The following is a 17459-nucleotide window of genomic DNA, read 5'->3' as shown; positions in this document are numbered from 1 at the left end:
AATAAATCTATATTTGTAGAATGGTAAAGTTGTCAAAATCTGAAGAGCAATTAATGGAGTATATCTGGAAAGCTGAAAAGGCATTTATGAAAGACCTGATTGAATCGTTTCCGGATCCCAAACCCGCCAGCACAACGGTGGCTACTTTGTTAAAGCGTATGACCGATAAAGGTGTGGTTGGTTACACCCAGTATGGAAATTCAAGGGAGTATTATCCTTTAGTAAAGAAGGCAGACTATTTTTCGAAACATGTAAGCAACATGATCAAAAACTATTTTGACGATTCGGTGCTGCAATTCGCTTCTTTTTTCACCAAAGAAGCGAAGCTGAGCCGGGAGCAGCTGGAAGAACTAAAGAAGATTGTGGATGGACAGATTCAATCTTTATCCAGTAAAAAAAAGAAACAATGATTATCTATCTTTTAAAAATGATCGCCTGCTGCGCTGCTTTTTACGCGCTGTACGCTCTGCTTTTTCAAAAAGAAAAAATGCTGGTGTTCAACCGCATCTATTTGTTGGCGGCTTTGGTATTGTCTTTCTGGATACCGTTGATCACTGTACAGGTAAAGGTTCCGGAAACGGTACCGGCTTTGCAGACGGCGATCGGTGCCGGGCCGCAACAGCCGTTCTATGAGCCTTCTTATTTAATGACAGATGATGCGCCTGCTCAGGACGGCAATTACTTTCATATTTGGGGCGTTTTTTATGCAGTAGTGTCCGTTCTATTATTACTGCGGTTTGCACGGAATATCAGAAAACTGCAACAAAGCAAGGTTCAGCATCCGGCCGTATACCTGCAAACAGTCCGGCTGGTACTGCTCCCGGAGGCTGTTGCACCCTATAGCTTTCTGAATGCGATCTTCTTAAACAAACAGGAATATGAGGCGGGGAAGATAGCGGCCGAAGTACTGGAGCATGAGCGGGCGCATATCAGGCAAAAACATAGCTGGGATATTTTGTTTATTGAACTGCTGCAAATAATGATATGGTTTAACCCGGTTATTTATTTATACAAACGATCTGTAAAAATCAACCATGAGCTGCTGGCCGATGCGGCTGTAGTAAAAGGACGGGATAATGTGCACCATTATCAGCAGGTGCTATTACAACGGACAATGATGCAGCATCCGGCGGCGCTCGCGAGCCATTTTACTTTTTATACCACAAAAAAACGATTGATCATGTTAAACAAAACATTTAGCAAAAAGAGGTCCCTGCTGCTGGGACTAACCGTAATCCCCTTGCTTGCCATAGTAGTTTTCTTTATTGGTGAAAGGGTATATGCGCAAACGGCGGCGCAGGATAATATAGTACTTTCGCAGGTAAGCGATACGGTTCCGTCGCGCTTGCCGCCACCGCCACCACCGCCTTTTACATGGGAAACTCAGCATAAGTTTTCGGAGTGGCCGGTGATTCTCGAATATTTTGATGGGCGGCATACCATCTCTTCTCAAATGAAAAATGTGAAACTGCCAAAAGGTGCAAAGAATCTTGTACTGAAGGCCGGCGATCAAAAGATCACGGAAGTAATTGTCGTGCATGAAGGCTTTAAATCTGTTATTGAGAATGTTTCCAGCGGGGAAAAGAAAGAGGCCTTTGAAAAAAAATACGGAATAGCGCTTCCGGACAATGTACCACGACCAACGACCGCTGACAAGGCCCATATGTTGCGAGGGACTGGCGCCACCAGAAGCAAAAGCGCCAACAAAGCGGTTTACGGCCCCGGGGCAACAGCAGCTGAGATGAACGAATATATAAGCCTGATGAAAAAGAGTGAGCGCATCCGGAACGGCCGGAAGGTATATATTGCAAAGGATGAAAACGAACAGGCCCGGCAACGGGAACTGCTCAGTAAAATGGATGCAAAGCAATTGAGATCTGTGTCCAACTTTCCGCCGCCACCACCACCGCCACCACCGCCACCGGCCTCAAACAAACCATCCGGTCCGGTAACGGTGGTGACGGGTGAGCACTATATGAAGATTGGGGATATAAACAGAAACCGTGAAGTACCGTTAACAATCCCTCAACCGGAAAATACGCCCGATGGCATCCAGCCGCCTGTTCTGATAAAGGAAAGAGTGGCGCCAAGAAGATCTGCCGGTGTAGCCAATCCCGCACCGGTAGTATCTACAGGCAACTCCCGGGTACTGGAAACAAAAAGGCAATAGGTTAGCTGGTGCCCGGTATACCTTTTTTCGTTCAGGACTTAAAGAAAATTAGGAAAACATTTACTTTGCAGGTCTTAAATTGTAAAGGAATGTTTAAAAAGCAACAAGTTTGCTATATTGGCGCAGCTATTGTTTAAGTATTAGTGTCTTAGGGTCTGTACCAGGTTATTATTTTAACAAAATTCTTAAGTTATGAAACGAAGTAAACTTGTTCTGAAATCCTTCCTGCTTGCTACCGCTATTGCGGTGTCCGGTGCTGCTATGGCACAGGTGGAAGTAGGGGTGCGCGCGGGTGTGAATCTCTCCAATCTTACCATAAAAGATGCTGATGGAAAAACAGTGAATGGGGCTAAAATCACGCCCGGTTTTAATGCTGGGCTAACCTTTGATATCCCGGTTGCTGACGAATTTTATATTCAGCCCGGGGCATTATTCAGCATGAAGGGCGCCAAATTGGAAAGAAGCGCCCACGAATATTTTAATGCGGATGCTTTTTCCCCCGCCGCTGCGGGTGATTATACCCGGTTAAATACCTATAATATTGAGGTGCCGGTTAATTTTATCTTTAAACCTGCAGCCGGAAACGGGAATTTACTGATTGGTGCCGGTCCTTATTTCTCCTATGCCCTGGGTGGAAATTTTAAAAGGGTTACCGATCGTTACGGAACCGAAACCGGTAAGCTGGAATTTGCAAAGGATTATAACGATTTTAGCAGTAACCCCGATAAAATGACTTTTGGCAAGCGTGCCGATGTAGGTGCCAACCTGCTTTTTGGGTACGAGTTTGCCAACCGTTTTTCGGTACAGCTGAATGGTCAGCTTGGGCTAACCAATCTTGAGCCGAAATCTAACGGACGCAAACCGGACGAGGTATTAAGGAATAACAATTTTGGAGTTTCCTTCGGTTATAAATTCTAAGGATAAGAAGAAGGTATAAACGTGGCCGTTCCCCACCTTGGGGAGCGGCTTTTTTTTATGCAATCGTCACCTGTTTAATGTTTTGTTAAAAGGAGGGTGAAAGCATGACAGTACATGACGGTGGTGTGTACTAAACCAGATATTTTTGAACTTTAATGATTGCTTAAAAGAAATTCATGAACGCATTATTGGGAGTTATATTTCACTTTATCGGAGGGTTTGCTTCCGGTAGCTTTTATATCCCTTATAAAAAAGTAAAGGGATGGTCCTGGGAATCGTATTGGCTGATTGGTGGTGTTTTTTCCTGGCTGATTGTGCCACCGCTGGCCGCCTGGTTAACGATCCCTGATTTTTGGGAAATCATTCAAACAGCAGGAAGTGGCACACTGGGGTATGCATATCTGTTCGGGCTGCTTTGGGGCATTGGCGGGCTCACCTACGGGCTGGGCGTTCGCTACCTGGGTGTATCGCTGGGCAGCAGTATCATCCTGGGCTTGTGTATGGTATTTGGCGCATTGATCCCCGCATTGTATTATCAGTTAAATCCTACGGATGGAAAAGATACCATTGGCTTGCTATTTGGCACCGGCTGGGGAAGGGTAGTGATGCTGGGGCTGCTGGTTTGTATTATTGGGATCATTGTTTCAGGTAAAGCTGGCATGCGTAAAGAAAAGGAACTGACCGCAGCACCTTTGGCCGGTGATGGAAATACGGCGGTTAAAGAAGCAGATCATCTTTCGGGTAAGGATGAATATAAATTCGGACTGGGAATAATGGTAGCGATCGTTTCCGGGGTATTGAGTGCCTGTTTTAACTTTGGCATTGAGGCCGGAAAGCCGATGGCGGATGCTGCAAATGCCTTATGGAAGGCAGCACATCCGGGCCAGGGAGAATTTCTTTACCAGAACAACGTGTCCTATGTGGTGATCCTGTGGGGTGGATTGACCACCAACCTGATCTGGTGCCTGATCCTGAACGCACGTAATAAAACGTTTGGAGATTATACCAACCGCAAAACACCGGTATTATCCAATATTATTTTTTGTGCATTGGCCGGTACTACCTGGTTCCTCCAGTTCTTCTTCTATGGTATGGGAGAAAGTAAACTGGGCAACGGTCCCAGTTCCTGGATCCTGCATATGGCATTTATTATCCTGATTGCTAATGTGTGGGGGCTGATACTAAAAGAATGGAAAGGGGTTAGCAAAAAAACGTTCACAACGGTAGTACTCGGGATCATTATCATTTTGATATCAGTACTGCTGGTAGGCTACGGAAATTCACTACGATAAAATATAAAAAGAACATCAGTATATGAGCGCAGAAGCGAAAACATTTAAGCATGTAAGTTATTTATGGGATGATGCCACCGCGGCAGCAATGGCGGGGGATGAAGTAGCATTACTGATCTACCGTTCCAATTTATTGGGCGCAGATCTCCGTCTTACAAATTATGGAGGTGGCAATACTTCCTGCAAGGTGATGGCAAAGGACCCGCTCACCAATGAAGAAAAGGAGATCATGTATGTAAAAGGCAGTGGCGGCGATTTAGGCACACTCAAAAAGAGCGGACTGGCAGCATTGTATGTAGATCGCTTGCGGAGCCTCAAAGCTATTTACAAAGGGATCGAGCACGAAGATGAAATGGTAGAACTCTTTAACCATTGTATCTACGACCTGGCGTCCAAGGCCCCGTCTATTGATACACCGTTACACGGATTTCTGCCGTTCAAACATATAGACCATCTGCATCCCGATGCCGCTATTGCGATTGCGGCAGCAAAGGATGGTAAGCAGATCACCGAAGAATTATTCGGAGGTTCCATTGGTTGGGTGCCCTGGCAGAAACCAGGGTTCGACCTTGGCCTGCAGCTCAAACAATGTTTGGATGAGAACCCGGGAATCCGGGGAATCATGCTGGGCTCTCACGGACTGTTTACCTGGGGCGATACCGCGTATGAAAGCTATCTGAATACCCTGGAGGTAATTGAAAAATGTGCGGAATATATCGAACAACACCTGGGTAAAAAAGGACCCGTATTTGGCGGGGGAAAAGTTGTCGCACTGGCCGGGGAAGAGCGGTTGAAAAAGGCGGCTGCACTGGCGCCGGTATTACGTGGTTTTTGCTCCTCCTATACAAAGATGGTGGGCCATTTTACCGACGATGACCGGGTATTGCAATTTATTAACTCCAACGACCTGGAACGGCTGGCGCCCCTGGGTACCTCCTGCCCGGATCATTTCCTGCGCACCAAAATCAGTCCGCTGGTACTCAACCTGGCTCCGGACGCAGATCTGGAGGACACTGCTGCCGTTAAGGAAAAAATAGCGCCGTTGTTTGAGGCCTACCGCAATATGTATGCGGACTACTATAATACCTGCAAACATTCGAACAGTCCTGCTATGCGGGATCCAAACCCGGTGGTGATCATTTATCCGGGCGTAGGTATGTTCACGTTTTCAAAAGATAAACAAACAGCCCGGGTAGCGGCGGAGTTTTATACCAACGCCATCAATGTAATGCGGGGCGCGGAAGCTGTATCGGAATATACCTCACTTCCCCGGCAGGAAGCATTCAATATTGAGTACTGGTTGCTGGAGGAGGCTAAACTGCAGCGGATGCCTAAGCCGAAACCATTGAGTGGCCGGATTGCGTTGGTTACCGGAAGCGGTGGCGGTATTGGCAAGGCCATTGCCCATAAGTTTGCGGAAGAGGGTGCCTGTGTGATCATCAACGATATTAACGCAGAACGGGTACAGGAAACCACGGCTGAATTTCAAAAGACCTTTGGCCGCGATGCAGCCGCTTCGGTGGTACTGGATGTAACCAGCAATGATTCGATAAAGGCTGCGATCGATGAGGCGGTGCGGGCATTTGGTGGCCTGGATATCATTGTGAACAATGCCGGTATCAGCATTTCAAAATCCATTACCGATCATACCATTGAAGAATGGGATCGTTTATATGATATCCTCGTAAAGGGCCAGTTTATGGTTTCCAAACAAGCGGTTGCCGTAATGCGTAAACAGGATATCGGCGGCGATATCATCAATATCGTTTCTAAAAACTCCATTGTATCCGGCCCCAATAACGCCGGTTATGGATCGGCCAAAGCCGCCCAGGCACATCTTTCCCGGCTGCTGGCTGCAGAGCTGGGCACCGATAAAATACGCGTGAATTCCGTAAATCCGGACGCCGTAATTGCCAATTCCAATATCTGGGCCGGTGGCTGGGCCGAAGGGCGCGCCAAGGCATATGGTATTACCGTAGCGGAACTGCCGGCTTATTATGCAAAACGTACATTGATGAATGAAATGATCCTGCCGGAGGATATTGCAAATGCCTGCTTTATTTTTGTAAGTGGATTGCTGAATAAATCTACCGGCAATGTGCTGAATGTAGATGGAGGAGTAGCAGCGGCATTTTTACGATAAAAACGTCTTCATATAACAAGCAATACAAGAGTTGATGGTTTTCTAATCGGTCAACTCGTTTTTTTTAAGATCTTTAATATGACAACAGCGTTACAGAATGTATGGTTACTCCGGTTACCTTGTTAACGTTTAAATGTCTAAACCGATATAAAGTATTTTTTATGTTACTGACAAAAGCTCAGATCGAACAGCATAACGATGCCTTGCTGACACAACATCAACGGAATTTTGAATTTATCTCCGGCAATGTTCCGGGGGTAGAGCAGATCATTAAAAAGCTGACCGATTTTCAGGTGGCCATTCCTTCCTGGGCGCTTGGAAACGGCGGTACACGTTTTGGCCGCTTTGCCGGCAGGGGAGAACCGGCCACGCTGGAGCAGAAGCTGGAAGATGTAGGATTGCTGCACCAGTTTAACCGGTCGAGCGGGGCCATTTCGCTGCATATACCCTGGGACATTCCAAAAGATGCCACAGCATTAAAGCAACTGGCGGCGCAGCTGGATCTGAAATTTGATGCAATGAACTCCAATACCTTCCAGGATCAGCCCGGACAGGCGCACAGTTATAAATATGGTTCCCTGCAGCATGTAGACCGTGCTGTGCGGAAACAGGCGATCGATCATAATATAGAGGTGATTAAATATGGCGAGGAACTGGGCTCAAGCGCTCTCACCATTTGGCTGGCGGATGGCTCCTGCTTCCCGGGACAGCTGAATTTCCGTAAGGCATTTAATCATACCCTGGAAAGTCTTGGTGAAATTTATGATGCCTTGCCGGAACAGTGGAAGGTATTTGTAGAATACAAGGCATTTGAACCTAATTTTTATTCGACTACAGTTGGAGATTGGGGACAATCGTTCCTGTTTGCCAGCAAGCTGGGAGCAAAAGCATATACATTGGTAGATCTGGGACATCACCTGCCCAATGCCAATATTGAACAGATCGTAGCATTGCTGCTGAATGAAAAGAAATTGGGTGGGTTTCATTTTAATGACAGCAAATACGGAGATGATGATCTTACTGTGGGAAGCATCAAACCCTACCAGTTGTTCCTGATCTTTAAGGAACTGGTAGATGGGATGGATGCAAGAGGAATGGATCATGCCACCGGTTTGGGATGGATGATTGATGCCAGCCATAACGTAAAAGATCCGCTGGAAGATCTGCTGCAAAGTGTAGAAGCCATTAAGATTGCCTATGCACAAGCCCTGCTGGTAGATGCAGCCCGGTTGGAAACGGCGCAGGAGAACAATGATGTGGCACAGGCCCAGGAACTTCTTCAGGGGGCTTACCGTACAGATGTACGTCCTATCCTTGCTGAAGCCCGCCTGCGTGCCGGTGCGGCATTGGATCCCATCGGTCTGTTCCGGCAGCTAAAAGTGAGGGATGAACTGGTGAAAGAACGGGGTGAAAAGGCCGTGGCAACGGGGTTATAGCGAAGTTCTTAGTTTTCAGTTGACAGTAATCAGTTATCAGTTTTTGGCCTTCAGTTGAGAACAAAAATATGTTTTCTGATAGCTAATGACTAATAACTGACTACTGATAACTGATAGCTAAAAGCTGATCGCTGAAAACTGATTACTGATAACTAGTATCTGACATAAATGAGTGCGATTCCGGGAATAGCGGTATTTGATATTGGAAAGACCAATAAGAAGTTTTTCTTCTTTGATGAGGATTATCAGATCGTGGAAGAAGAAATGCAAAGCTTTTATGAAACAAGAGATGAAGATGGATTTCCCTGTGACGATATTCATGCGATCGGCAACTGGGTAAAGCGTAAGCTGGCGGAAAAGCTGAAAGACCCGGCTATAAAACTGCGGGCCGTTAATTTTTCTACCTATGGTGCCAGCTTTGTACATATAGATGCGGCCGGCCGGCCCGTAGCACCATTATATAATTACCTGAAGCCTTTTCCGGAAGACCTGGGCGACCTGTTTTATTACCGGTATGGCGGAAGGGAGCAGTTTGCAACAGAAACGGCATCGCCTGTTTTGGGAAACCTGAATTCGGGATTACAGCTTTATCGCATCAAAGAACAACAACCGCATTTATTTGGAGAAATACAACAATCCCTGCACCTGCCCCAATACCTGGGTTTTCTTACGCACGGCAAATTATTTTCAGACATTACCAGTATCGGGTGTCATACCGCTTTATGGGATTTCCGGAAGAACGATTACCATCAATGGGTAACCGAAGAAGGCATCAGTAGTAAACTGGCGCCGTTGTTTCCTTCGGATGGAACTATTGATACCCTTATTGAAGGACAACCGCTGAAATGCGGTGTAGGATTGCACGACAGTTCGGCGGCTTTTATTCCATATATGTGTATGATTAAGGAGCCTTTTGTACTATTGTCTACCGGTACCTGGAGTATCTCCATGAATCCTTTTAATAAAAACCCGTTAACAACAAAGGAACTGCAGCAGGATTGTTTATCCTATCTTACCTACCAGGGAATGCCCCTGAAATCATCCCGCCTGTTTGCAGGTAATGAGCATGAAGAAGCGGTGAAAAAGATGGCGGCTTTTTATCATGTAAATCCGAAATATTTTCACGATATCCGCTTCACGCCGGAGCTGGCGATGCCGGCGGATGATCGTTCTGTGGCTTCGCAATTTGTTTTTTCGGGTGAGCAAACGGTGGAGAAGACCTATCACGATCTGATACAACACCTGGTAAAAAAGCAAAAACATTCCACGGAGCTGGTCCTGGATGATACGGATGTAAAGCAATTATATATTGACGGCGGTTTTGCGCGCAATGAAATATTTATGAACCTGATGGCGCAGGCCTTTCCGCATATGGAAGTATATGCCGCCTCGGTATCACAAGCTACGGCAACAGGGGCCGCACTGGCCATTCATGCAGACTGGAATACCAAGGAGGATGCGGCCCACCTGCTGGAAGTAAAGCGTTATACTGTTTAAAACCCGGGGCATCGGATCTGCGCACCTTTTTGTACCATTTCCGCCAACGCCTGTTCTTTTGCCAGCTGCTTTTCATCGGCTGAGCCAAGCAGGTCCGGACAAAGGCTAACCCCGAAACCTTTTAAAAGCGCATCCAATGCTGTTGCTTTTACACAATACTCCGTAAGAAAGCCGCAGAGTATAAGATGGGTAACCTGTTCCCGTTGCAAATGATCACAAAAGTCTTTTGAAGAAAAACAGCTATGTCCTGTTTTCTCAAACTGTAGTAGCTGCTCAATGGCTTTCAGGCTGCTTTGATGACCTTCCGTACCTGGAATACAGGTTGAAAACCCGGTTTCAAACTGATTTGGCGCATAGCTGGAATAGACCAATATGATCTGGCCAGGTGGCGTTTGCTCCAGCAGGATATCGAGCTGGCGAACGACGCTTCCGATATTTTTAAGCGCAGGATGTTTTTTCTCATAGGCAAAGCCCGGCTCTGTAAAATCTTTCTGTGCATCGATGATAATGATCCGGGTTTCAGACATGCGATGGTCAATTTGGAAAATAAAAAAGCTACTCTAGCCAGTAAACATTCTTTTTAATGGGGCAGCTTTTCCCGGAACCGGCCATAGACCCAGGTGCCTGCAATGGCACTTAGCAGTGTGATCACTACCACGGTGGCTCCGGTGCCGATCTGGGCGAAAAGCGGACCGGGACAGGCGCCGGTAAGTGCCCAGCCAATACCAAAGATCAGCCCGCCAACAATCTGTCCCTTATTAAATTTCTTGGGTTGAATTTCGATGGCTGACCCGTCAATGGTCTTAATACGGAATTTTTTAATCAGCCAGATGGAGATCATGCCTACAGCAACTGCGCTTCCGATAACGCCATACATATGGAAGGATTGTAACCGGAACATTTCCTGTATACGGAACCAGCTGATCACTTCAGCCTTGGTAAAAACAATTCCAAAAACGATACCTGCAACCAGGAAGCGGAGCAGTGAACCTTCCTTTTTCGTGTCTGCAACCGGATTCACAGTAAATTCATCATCGGAAGGTTTTGGGGAACGGAGTTGAGTATCTTCTTTGATCATTGCTGTTCTTTTTATTAAAGGGATAATATCCATGGGAGTAATAAATTGGCAGCGAAAAAGCCGCCGATCATAAAGCAAATGGTTGCAACCAGCGAGGGCCACTGAAGATTGGATAAACCCATAATAGCATGACCACTGGTGCAACCGCCTGCATACCGTGTTCCAAAACCTACCAGGAATCCGCCGGCAATCATCAGGATCGCTCCGCGGGCTGTTAGCAGGGAGTGCCAGTTGAAAAGATCGGCCGGAACCAGGTTGTGATAGTTGGTAATTCCCTGTTTCCCCAGGTCTGCTGCCAGTTGCGGCGCAATTTTTACAGGCTCCGGATCCGTAAGGAATTGCGCTGCGATCATACCTCCGAAGAAAATGCCCAACACAAAAAGCAGGTTCCAGCGTTCCTTTTTCCAGTTATACCGGAAAAAAGGGATGCCTGAAGGAATACAGGCGGCACAGATATGTCGTAGCGAAGAGCTGATCCCAAAGGGTTTGTTACCCAGCAGCAACAGCGCCGGTACAATCAGCCCGATAAGCGGCCCGGCCACGTACCACGGCCAGGGTTGTTTTATAAAATCTAACATTTTTAATCCGGGTTTAATACGCTAAGCTATCAAATATTTTTTAATCGGTCGTTTGGTGCGTTCCTGAAGAACGCCTGTCACGACTAAATGCAAATCTCTTTGCGCATATTGCGAGTCCTTTGGTCCTGGCGGTTAAAAAAGCCAGCATATGAAGATTGTCCCGGAATTGTAAGATGCCCCGGCTGATTCGTGCATATATCTTGCGAACAACAAAGGATCGATTATTGCTATTTTTGCATGTTACCGGCCCGGAAGGGGCGTATGGTCATTACGGCCTGTTTCTATGAAGAACCAAGAGCGGCCGGCGCCGGTTTTAAAAAAATACAATGAAACACTTTTTACTGAAGGGTATATTGTTCGTGGTGCTGGTGATACCGGTACTTTGCCAGGCGCAGGAGGAACATACAACTTTTAAATCGATTGATTCAGCCATCGCGCAGAAGGATTTTTTTAAGGCCCGCATGCTTTACGATGCGGATCAGCGGCAGCTTTCCGCAGTACACCAGAAATTTACAGAAGCAGTTCTTTTTAATGCCTTTAACCGGCCGCAGGTATCCAATCAAAGGATCGGTCAGCTGTTGAAGACGGGGAATGGTTTGCCCGATTCATTAAAATTAAGGCTATACCGGATCCGGGAAGATAATTATATAAAGCTACATCAATATAAGGCCGCCAGGATCGCAGTACAGGAATTATTAAACCGGTATGGAACGTTTTTAAAGCAAGATGAAAAAACAGACCTGGAGAATAACCTGAAGATCTGGACGGCATTGGAAGCTGTGCCGCCACAACGTGTACTGGTACGAAAGAGCAGCCGGATGGAAATGAAAAAAGATAAAGCCGGCTTGAATAATCTGAAGGTGACAATTGAAAGTGATACCCTGAGTTGCATTTTTGATACCGGAGCCAATTTATCGACCATTACCCGTTCGGCGGCGCGTAATTTAAAGATGGAGGTGATCCCGGCCGGTATTGAAGTTGGAGCCCTTACGGGCAATACGGTGAAAGCGGATCTGGGCGTTTGTAAAAAGCTAAGGATCGGTAACAGCATTATCGAACAGGTTATATTTTTGGTGTTGCCGGATGACGCATTGGCGTTTCCACAGATCGGGTACCAGATCCACGGGATTTTGGGCTTTCCGGTAATTGAAGCACTCCGGGAAGTACAGCTAACGCAGGACGGATACTTCATCGTACCGGAAAAAGAAACCCGTATCCATACCGCATCAAATATGGCCATTGATGGCCTCTCGCCCCTGATTCTGATCGATGGCCGGCATTTTACATTTGATACCGGTGCCGATCATACGATCCTGTATCAGCCATTTTTTACAACCAATCAACAGCAGATCACCCGTACCTGGCAGCCAACCCGGATCGGCCTGGGTGGGGCCGGTGGAAAAAAAGAATACGAAGGCTATAAGATCTCACATACATTTCAGATCATGGGAAGGGAAGTGCGGCTAGACAGTGTTTCTTTATTAAAGGAGCTCATTGGCAATGAAACGGTTTATGGAAATATTGGTCAGGACCTGATCCGGAAATTCAAAAAGATGACCCTGAATTTTGACCAGATGTTTATTAAATTCGATTAGGAACAATGGGTGGATGGACAACAGTTTTAGCTGCTCGGTAAAAAAAACAACATGAAGCAACAGAAAAACATTTTAGTGATCATCGGTAGTGCCAGTGCCGGTTCTAGCAGCGAAAAGCTGGCATTGAATTTTGCCAGGCAGACAGAGGCGGTTCTTACGATCACCGTTTACAATGTATTAAAAACACTACCGCATTTCGACCCCGAACTTTCTGTTGCCAACCCGCCGGAAGCGGTTATAGGCCTGCGTCGGGAGATAGCACAGGCTGATGGCGTATTGATCTGTACGCCGGAATATATTTTCAGTATTCCCAGTGGATTAAAAAATGCCATCGAATGGTGTGTGGCAACAACGGTTTTTTCGGAGAAGCCGGTAGGGTTGATCACCGCATCTGCAAGTGGTGTAAAGGGCCACGCTGAACTAAAAATGATCATGCAAACAGTTGGAGCCTTATTCACAGAGGAGACTTCCCTGCTGATCCAGGGCGTAAAAGGGAAGATAAGCGGGGAAGGACAAATTGCAGATCCGGCAACGGGAAAGGCATTCGAGCAATTTATAAAAGCATTTATACAACTTGTAGGCGCCCGCTAAATTTTTATGATGTCTGAAAACCGGTCTGTTGTAGATACCTGGATCAAAGGCTGGGCGCTGGCCCGCGGGGTTGCGGCGCCGGTTGTTATACCGGGAGGATACCGGGTTCAGGTAGGGTGGCCGGAGCAGAAAGAGCGTTATGTTTTTGCTGAAATCACACCTGCTTTTACCGGGTTGGGTAACACCATTATAGAGCCCTGGGTCTTTCTGAAGGTTTGTGCCCATCCCGATAGCGTAAGGGCGGTGCTGCCGTCACGCTGGGTGATCCAGCCTCCGGGGTATATGATGATAACCGGTCTTGTTCCGGAAGACGGGGGAGCGCTTGCCGGCGGATATCATCTGAAAGTTGAGCTGCAGCTTCCGGTGCCGGTGGTGAATATACTCACGGATAGCGGCGAGCTGGCAGCGAGCGGGCGGATTGCATTTGTAGAAGATTTTGCAATCTACGATCGTATCGCCACCACGGCCGCACACCGGCGCAAAGGGCTGGCCTCCCTGGTTATGAAGCGTCTCTCCGCGATTGCCCGTTCCCGGGGTATTACAAAAGGCGTTTTGGTTGCTACCGGAGAAGGACAGGCACTCTACAAAACACTGGGGTGGAAACTGTATAGTCTTTATACCAGCGCCGTTATTCCCGCAAACCAATAGCCAGGGCTGGGTTGATCGAAACTGCCTGATACGGGATGGATGCTGCATCATCTTGTATAGAAAAATCTGTGAATGGATGTGACTCCGGTCCGGGTTCGTACCTTTGACCGATGATGGAACAACTGATAAAGCAAATAGCATTTATTAAGGAGATCGATAAGCTTAAATATGTGCTGCGTCGTACCCGGTTGCTTCACAGCGACCGCCGGGAAAATGATGCCGAGCATAGCTGGCACCTGGCAATGATGGCTATTGTACTTGCAGAGCATGCCAATGAACCGGTAGACCTGCTACGGGTGTTGAAAATGGTGCTGATTCATGATGTTGTTGAAATTGATGCGGGGGATGTATTTATTTACGATACAAAAAAGAGCCATACCAATACGGAAGAAGAGTTAAAAGCTGCCCGGAGGATCTTTGGAATGTTGCCCCAATCGCAGGCGGAAGCGCTGATTGAAATATGGGAAGAATTTGAAGCAGGGCAAACGGCCGACGCAAAATTTGCCCGGGCGCTGGACCGGCTGGAACCGCTGCTTCAGAATACCTCCAATGATGGTGGAACCTGGAAGGAGTTTGATGTACGCTACGACCAGGTAGTGGCAAAAAAAAAGGTGATTGCCCAGGGGTCCGAACAAATATGGGCATTTGCCGAAGACCTGCTGAAACAAAATCTTGAAAAGGGCATTCTAAAAAAATAGGCGATACATCGTCCGGAACGGAAACAGCAACGCAATAGCATGCGGTGGTACGGATATGTTGAACCGGGTATCAGAAATGGAAGAAACGATCATCGAAAAAAGTGTCCATATCAACGCCGGCCGGCAACGGGTGTGGAACGTGCTTACAGCGCCTGACATCATGTTGCAATGGATGGGGGATCCGGAAATGGAGCTGGAGGTGGATACGCAATGGAAGGTGGGGGCACCGCTGGTTATTAAAGGAATACACCATCTTCCGTTTGAAAACAAGGGGATCGTTTTGGCGGTTGATCCCGGGCACCGGCTTCAATACAGTCAGTTGAGCTCACTGTCGCGGCTTGAAGAAAAAGCGGATAATTATTCAGTATTTGAATTTTTGTTAACCCCTGAGGGCACAGAAACCCGGTTATCGCTTACCATTAAAGGCTTTCCCACGGATACCATTTACAAACACCTGGCTTTTTACTGGAATACAGCGGTATTCAAAATAAAGCGGGTGGCAGAGAACGAAATATCATAAGCGTTGCATCTTGGAACGCAGGCCTATTTTAACCGGCAGCTCCGGGCTATTGGAGTGGTTGCTGGTAGCAGAATAAAATCGAACAGTAAAAGAGGATATGAACCGGCGAATGGTGGTTACCATGCATGACCGGTCGTCGCTTTCCAATCGTAGGGCAGGAGCTCAGAAAGTGGTACCTGGATGCCGTTCTTTACTTCGATAATGGTTTGCAAATTAGAGCTGGAGAGCTGGCTGATCAGTTCCCGGCATCTGCCGCAGGGAGGTACCGCATCGCCGTTGCTGTTTACGGCAACCATCGCTTTGATCTTATATTCGCCCTGCTTCAGCATCTCCGCAATGGCGCTATGTTCTGCGCAAAAGCCCATCGAGCAGGCCGTGTCAATGCTGATACCGGTATAAACGTTCCCGTTTACTGTTTCCAGGGCTGCACCTACACCGCCAATCGTTATAAAATCATTTAGTTGTCTTTCACCGGAAATGTTCCGGGCTATTTGCTTAAGCTTTTCAATGTCCATGTTTTTGTTTTAAGTTGAAGAGGAGTAGCCGGAATGCAAATGTACAGTCAACCCGCTGTTTATAAAACGGGGTGTTGTTGCAGGTACCAGTTTACTGCAGGGCATTCTTCTGTTTTAAGGAATGCATCCTTGGCCTCATTGTAGGCATTGCCGTTGGTCCATTCCCGGGCACTCAGTTGCTCCTTCAGTTGCTGGTAGGCTGCTTTTACATCCGGATGGATACGCAGGTAATCCCTGAATGCAATATGCCGTGTCCAATGTTCAGACGAAAGGAGCAATACATGGATATGTGCCAGCCGGTGATGATGTTCGTTAAGCGCAGCAGGAATAGGGTCTCCTTTCCGGATCCAAACGGGAAGCGATAAAAGGACAGGATCCGTATGCAGTTTTACGAAAAAGCGGCGATAGGGCATATCGTATTATACCTTTCGTAATAGATATATCCCCGGTCCATCAGCACATGGGGGATTGGATCAAGATCGTCTGCATGCTTTACACCTGTTAGCACATCAATAATCGGTTTGGCGGCAAATCCTTCCACAGATGTGCTACCGATATGTTCAATTTGGGGGCACCATGGTCCTGTAAGACCTGCCAGTTCTTTTTTCAGCGTTTCGAAAGCTGCCTTCCATTCAGGACTATATAGAACCATATCAATCTTCATGTGGTATATATATGGTTCAAAGGTGACGGACCAGGGGAAAAGTGACCGTTTGCTGACTCAGATAACTATTGTTTAGTTAGATATGATCATTTGATAATCATCATCTGCTTTGTTGGGAGGTTGTTGCTGATGCGGTATCGTATCCTTTTGCTTTAGCTATGCAATCAGCAATTGCAATGCTGACTAGTTTTCGAATGGTACAGACCTGTAAATACTTACATTATCAGGATTCGATGAAGGGAGAGGAGTGAAGAATTGGCGCTATCATGATTACGGGCCTTAAAAAAGATTTGAAAAAAAACAAAATAAATTTGCCTGTTTCAAAATCCTCCCTATCTTTGCACTCCCAAATCAAACGGTACGTTAAAAATTACCGATAAGTTCTTAGAATACAATTAGTTAGATCAAAAAAAGTTAAAAATAAAGTTTCGATTTTTTTTGGCAGTTTGAAAAGAGATTGTATCTTTGCAACCCGATTAAAAACGGGATAGTTCTTAGAAAAGAGTTGAAGAAAAAAGAAAAATAAATTTGGCGGTTTGAAAAGAAGTTCGCAACTTTGCAACCCCAAAACGTTGACTAACAAGAGTAGAAAACGGGTTTATAAGTTCTTCACACATAATTGGTTATATCGAAAAAAGGTTAAAATTTTTTTGATAGTTTGAAAAAGAAAATCTATCTTTGCAACCCCGAAACGGAGTGTAAATGAAGGAAAGGGGTTGGTTGATAAGAGTTCTTTTGAGATGATACGGCGTTTAAGGCGCGATGTTGGTTCGAGTCCGGCGGTATTGGCAAGTTTGTAAGGTATCTTTTAGGAGATAGTTTTGCAGAAAGATCTTTGAAAGTTTGGAAGCAATAGCACAATTCAGTCACATTAGGTTGTGACAACGAAAAGGTAAGTCAAAAAGCAAATAACATTAGATTTTTGACACGTTAATTTGTATTTGGAGTTTTAGGACTTCAGATAACTTTGAAACAGTCAGTAAGTCAAACTCATTTACAACGGAGAGTTTGATCCTGGCTCAGGATGAACGCTAGCGGCAGGCTTAATACATGCAAGTCGTGGGGTAGAGAGGTGCTTGCACTTCTTGAGACCGGCAAACGGGTGCGGAACACGTA

At 46.4% G+C, this 17459-nt stretch carries 18 protein-coding genes and 1 rRNA gene; 13 read left to right on the top strand and 6 right to left on the bottom strand.

Annotated features, from left to right (window positions below; translation table 11 throughout):
• Nucleotides 1-20: 20 nt before the first annotated feature.
• The 7 genes from Q1V85_RS16480 (at nt 21) to Q1V85_RS16450 (ending at nt 9456) form a co-directional block, all read left to right on the top strand.
• Nucleotides 21-410 (top strand): BlaI/MecI/CopY family transcriptional regulator, encoded by a 390-nt coding sequence (locus Q1V85_RS16480; RefSeq protein ID WP_300601601.1) that lies wholly within the window; start codon nt 21-23, stop codon nt 408-410.
• Nucleotides 407-2170, top strand: coding sequence for a M56 family metallopeptidase (locus tag Q1V85_RS16475; protein ID WP_300601600.1), 1764 nt, complete (start codon nt 407-409; stop codon nt 2168-2170). Before Q1V85_RS16480 ends, Q1V85_RS16475 begins: the two co-directional genes overlap by 4 nt.
• Nucleotides 2171-2362: 192 nt before the next feature.
• Entirely contained in the window at nt 2363-3088 is a 726-nt protein-coding gene (locus tag Q1V85_RS16470; RefSeq protein WP_300601599.1) for a porin family protein, read from the top strand.
• A gap of 176 nt (nt 3089-3264) precedes the next feature.
• Nucleotides 3265-4380 carry an L-rhamnose/proton symporter RhaT gene (rhaT, locus tag Q1V85_RS16465; protein WP_300601598.1) on the top strand — a complete coding sequence of 372 codons (1116 nt, stop codon included), beginning with the start codon at nt 3265-3267 and terminating at the stop codon, nt 4378-4380.
• Nucleotides 4381-4402: 22 nt separating this feature from the next.
• Nucleotides 4403-6523, top strand: a complete 2121-nt coding sequence (locus Q1V85_RS16460) for a bifunctional aldolase/short-chain dehydrogenase (protein ID WP_300601597.1) — start codon at nt 4403-4405, stop codon at nt 6521-6523.
• Nucleotides 6524-6684: 161 nt separating this feature from the next.
• On the top strand, nt 6685-7959 hold the full coding sequence (locus Q1V85_RS16455; RefSeq protein WP_300601596.1) for a TIM barrel protein: 1275 nt from the start codon (nt 6685-6687) through the stop codon (nt 7957-7959).
• Nucleotides 7960-8127: 168 nt separating this feature from the next.
• Complete coding sequence (locus Q1V85_RS16450; protein WP_300601595.1) at nt 8128-9456, top strand: FGGY-family carbohydrate kinase; 1329 nt, start codon at nt 8128-8130, stop codon at nt 9454-9456.
• On the opposite strand, the gene Q1V85_RS16445 is transcribed toward Q1V85_RS16450, so the two are convergent.
• The 3 genes from Q1V85_RS16445 to Q1V85_RS16435 are packed head-to-tail and all read right to left on the bottom strand — an operon-like array spanning nt 9453 to nt 11112.
• Nucleotides 9453-9983, bottom strand: coding sequence for an isochorismatase family cysteine hydrolase (locus tag Q1V85_RS16445; RefSeq protein WP_300601594.1), 531 nt, complete (start codon nt 9981-9983; stop codon nt 9453-9455). The two genes, Q1V85_RS16450 and Q1V85_RS16445, sit on opposite strands and share 4 nt — an antisense overlap.
• Nucleotides 9984-10036: 53 nt before the next feature.
• Entirely contained in the window at nt 10037-10534 is a 498-nt protein-coding gene (locus Q1V85_RS16440; protein ID WP_300601592.1) for a DUF6691 family protein, read from the bottom strand.
• Between the two features lie 14 nt (nt 10535-10548).
• On the bottom strand, nt 10549-11112 hold the full coding sequence (locus tag Q1V85_RS16435; protein ID WP_300601591.1) for a YeeE/YedE thiosulfate transporter family protein: 564 nt from the start codon (nt 11110-11112) through the stop codon (nt 10549-10551).
• 326 nt (nt 11113-11438) lie between these two features.
• Between Q1V85_RS16435 and Q1V85_RS16430 the strand changes: the two genes are divergently transcribed.
• The 5 genes from Q1V85_RS16430 to Q1V85_RS16410 all read left to right on the top strand — a co-directional run bounded on the left by Q1V85_RS16430 (nt 11439) and on the right by Q1V85_RS16410 (nt 15164).
• Nucleotides 11439-12707 carry a retropepsin-like aspartic protease gene (locus Q1V85_RS16430; RefSeq protein WP_300601589.1) on the top strand — a complete coding sequence of 423 codons (1269 nt, stop codon included), beginning with the start codon at nt 11439-11441 and terminating at the stop codon, nt 12705-12707.
• 51 nt (nt 12708-12758) lie between these two features.
• Complete coding sequence (locus Q1V85_RS16425; protein ID WP_300601588.1) at nt 12759-13298, top strand: NADPH-dependent FMN reductase; 540 nt, start codon at nt 12759-12761, stop codon at nt 13296-13298.
• A 6-nt stretch (nt 13299-13304) separates the two neighbouring features.
• Entirely contained in the window at nt 13305-13946 is a 642-nt protein-coding gene (locus tag Q1V85_RS16420) for a GNAT family N-acetyltransferase (RefSeq protein ID WP_300601587.1), read from the top strand.
• 110 nt (nt 13947-14056) lie between these two features.
• Nucleotides 14057-14644: an HD family hydrolase gene (locus tag Q1V85_RS16415; protein ID WP_300601586.1), complete on the top strand. Its 588-nt coding sequence runs from the start codon at nt 14057-14059 to the stop codon at nt 14642-14644.
• Nucleotides 14645-14720: 76 nt separating this feature from the next.
• Nucleotides 14721-15164: an SRPBCC domain-containing protein gene (locus Q1V85_RS16410; protein WP_300601584.1), complete on the top strand. Its 444-nt coding sequence runs from the start codon at nt 14721-14723 to the stop codon at nt 15162-15164.
• A 116-nt stretch (nt 15165-15280) separates the two neighbouring features.
• Here Q1V85_RS16410 and Q1V85_RS16405 read toward each other — a convergent pair whose 3' ends face one another.
• From Q1V85_RS16405 to Q1V85_RS16395, 3 genes are read right to left on the bottom strand one after another with little or no spacing between them, the layout of a single operon-like run.
• The gene (locus tag Q1V85_RS16405; protein WP_300601583.1) at nt 15281-15679 is read right to left on the bottom strand and encodes a cytidine deaminase; all 399 of its coding nucleotides are present in this window, start codon (nt 15677-15679) and stop codon (nt 15281-15283) included.
• A 59-nt stretch (nt 15680-15738) separates the two neighbouring features.
• Entirely contained in the window at nt 15739-16092 is a 354-nt protein-coding gene (locus Q1V85_RS16400; protein ID WP_300601582.1) for a GrpB family protein, read from the bottom strand.
• Complete coding sequence (locus Q1V85_RS16395; protein WP_300601580.1) at nt 16068-16343, bottom strand: GrpB family protein; 276 nt, start codon at nt 16341-16343, stop codon at nt 16068-16070. The genes Q1V85_RS16400 and Q1V85_RS16395 overlap by 25 nt, the downstream gene beginning before the upstream one ends.
• Nucleotides 16344-17339: 996 nt before the next feature.
• Between Q1V85_RS16395 and Q1V85_RS16390 the strand changes: the two genes are divergently transcribed.
• Nucleotides 17340-17459 (top strand): 16S ribosomal RNA (locus Q1V85_RS16390); the annotation flags it as partial.

The organism is Niabella sp. (genome assembly GCF_030150205.1).
GTDB lineage: Bacteria > Bacteroidota > Bacteroidia > Chitinophagales > Chitinophagaceae > Niabella.
The sequence above is the reverse complement of the archived record's forward strand: the minus strand, read 5'-3'. Positions and strand labels throughout refer to the sequence as shown.

Bases quoted from the DNA above. Each gene is read 5' to 3' on its own strand.
- Q1V85_RS16480 (WP_300601601.1), top strand. From the start codon at position 21: ATGGTAAAGTTGTCAAAATCTGAAGAGCAATTAATGGAGTATATCTGG.
- Q1V85_RS16475 (WP_300601600.1), top strand. From the start codon at position 407: ATGATTATCTATCTTTTAAAAATGATCGCCTGCTGCGCTGCTTTTTAC.
- Q1V85_RS16470 (WP_300601599.1), top strand. From the start codon at position 2,363: ATGAAACGAAGTAAACTTGTTCTGAAATCCTTCCTGCTTGCTACCGCT.
- rhaT (WP_300601598.1), top strand. From the start codon at position 3,265: ATGAACGCATTATTGGGAGTTATATTTCACTTTATCGGAGGGTTTGCT.
- Q1V85_RS16460 (WP_300601597.1), top strand. From the start codon at position 4,403: ATGAGCGCAGAAGCGAAAACATTTAAGCATGTAAGTTATTTATGGGAT.
- Q1V85_RS16455 (WP_300601596.1), top strand. From the start codon at position 6,685: ATGTTACTGACAAAAGCTCAGATCGAACAGCATAACGATGCCTTGCTG.
- Q1V85_RS16450 (WP_300601595.1), top strand. From the start codon at position 8,128: ATGAGTGCGATTCCGGGAATAGCGGTATTTGATATTGGAAAGACCAAT.
- Q1V85_RS16445 (WP_300601594.1), bottom strand. From the start codon at position 9,983: ATGTCTGAAACCCGGATCATTATCATCGATGCACAGAAAGATTTTACA.
- Q1V85_RS16440 (WP_300601592.1), bottom strand. From the start codon at position 10,534: ATGATCAAAGAAGATACTCAACTCCGTTCCCCAAAACCTTCCGATGAT.
- Q1V85_RS16435 (WP_300601591.1), bottom strand. From the start codon at position 11,112: ATGTTAGATTTTATAAAACAACCCTGGCCGTGGTACGTGGCCGGGCCG.
- Q1V85_RS16430 (WP_300601589.1), top strand. From the start codon at position 11,439: ATGAAACACTTTTTACTGAAGGGTATATTGTTCGTGGTGCTGGTGATA.
- Q1V85_RS16425 (WP_300601588.1), top strand. From the start codon at position 12,759: ATGAAGCAACAGAAAAACATTTTAGTGATCATCGGTAGTGCCAGTGCC.
- Q1V85_RS16420 (WP_300601587.1), top strand. From the start codon at position 13,305: ATGATGTCTGAAAACCGGTCTGTTGTAGATACCTGGATCAAAGGCTGG.
- Q1V85_RS16415 (WP_300601586.1), top strand. From the start codon at position 14,057: ATGATGGAACAACTGATAAAGCAAATAGCATTTATTAAGGAGATCGAT.
- Q1V85_RS16410 (WP_300601584.1), top strand. From the start codon at position 14,721: ATGGAAGAAACGATCATCGAAAAAAGTGTCCATATCAACGCCGGCCGG.
- Q1V85_RS16405 (WP_300601583.1), bottom strand. From the start codon at position 15,679: ATGGACATTGAAAAGCTTAAGCAAATAGCCCGGAACATTTCCGGTGAA.
- Q1V85_RS16400 (WP_300601582.1), bottom strand. From the start codon at position 16,092: ATGCCCTATCGCCGCTTTTTCGTAAAACTGCATACGGATCCTGTCCTT.
- Q1V85_RS16395 (WP_300601580.1), bottom strand. From the start codon at position 16,343: ATGAAGATTGATATGGTTCTATATAGTCCTGAATGGAAGGCAGCTTTC.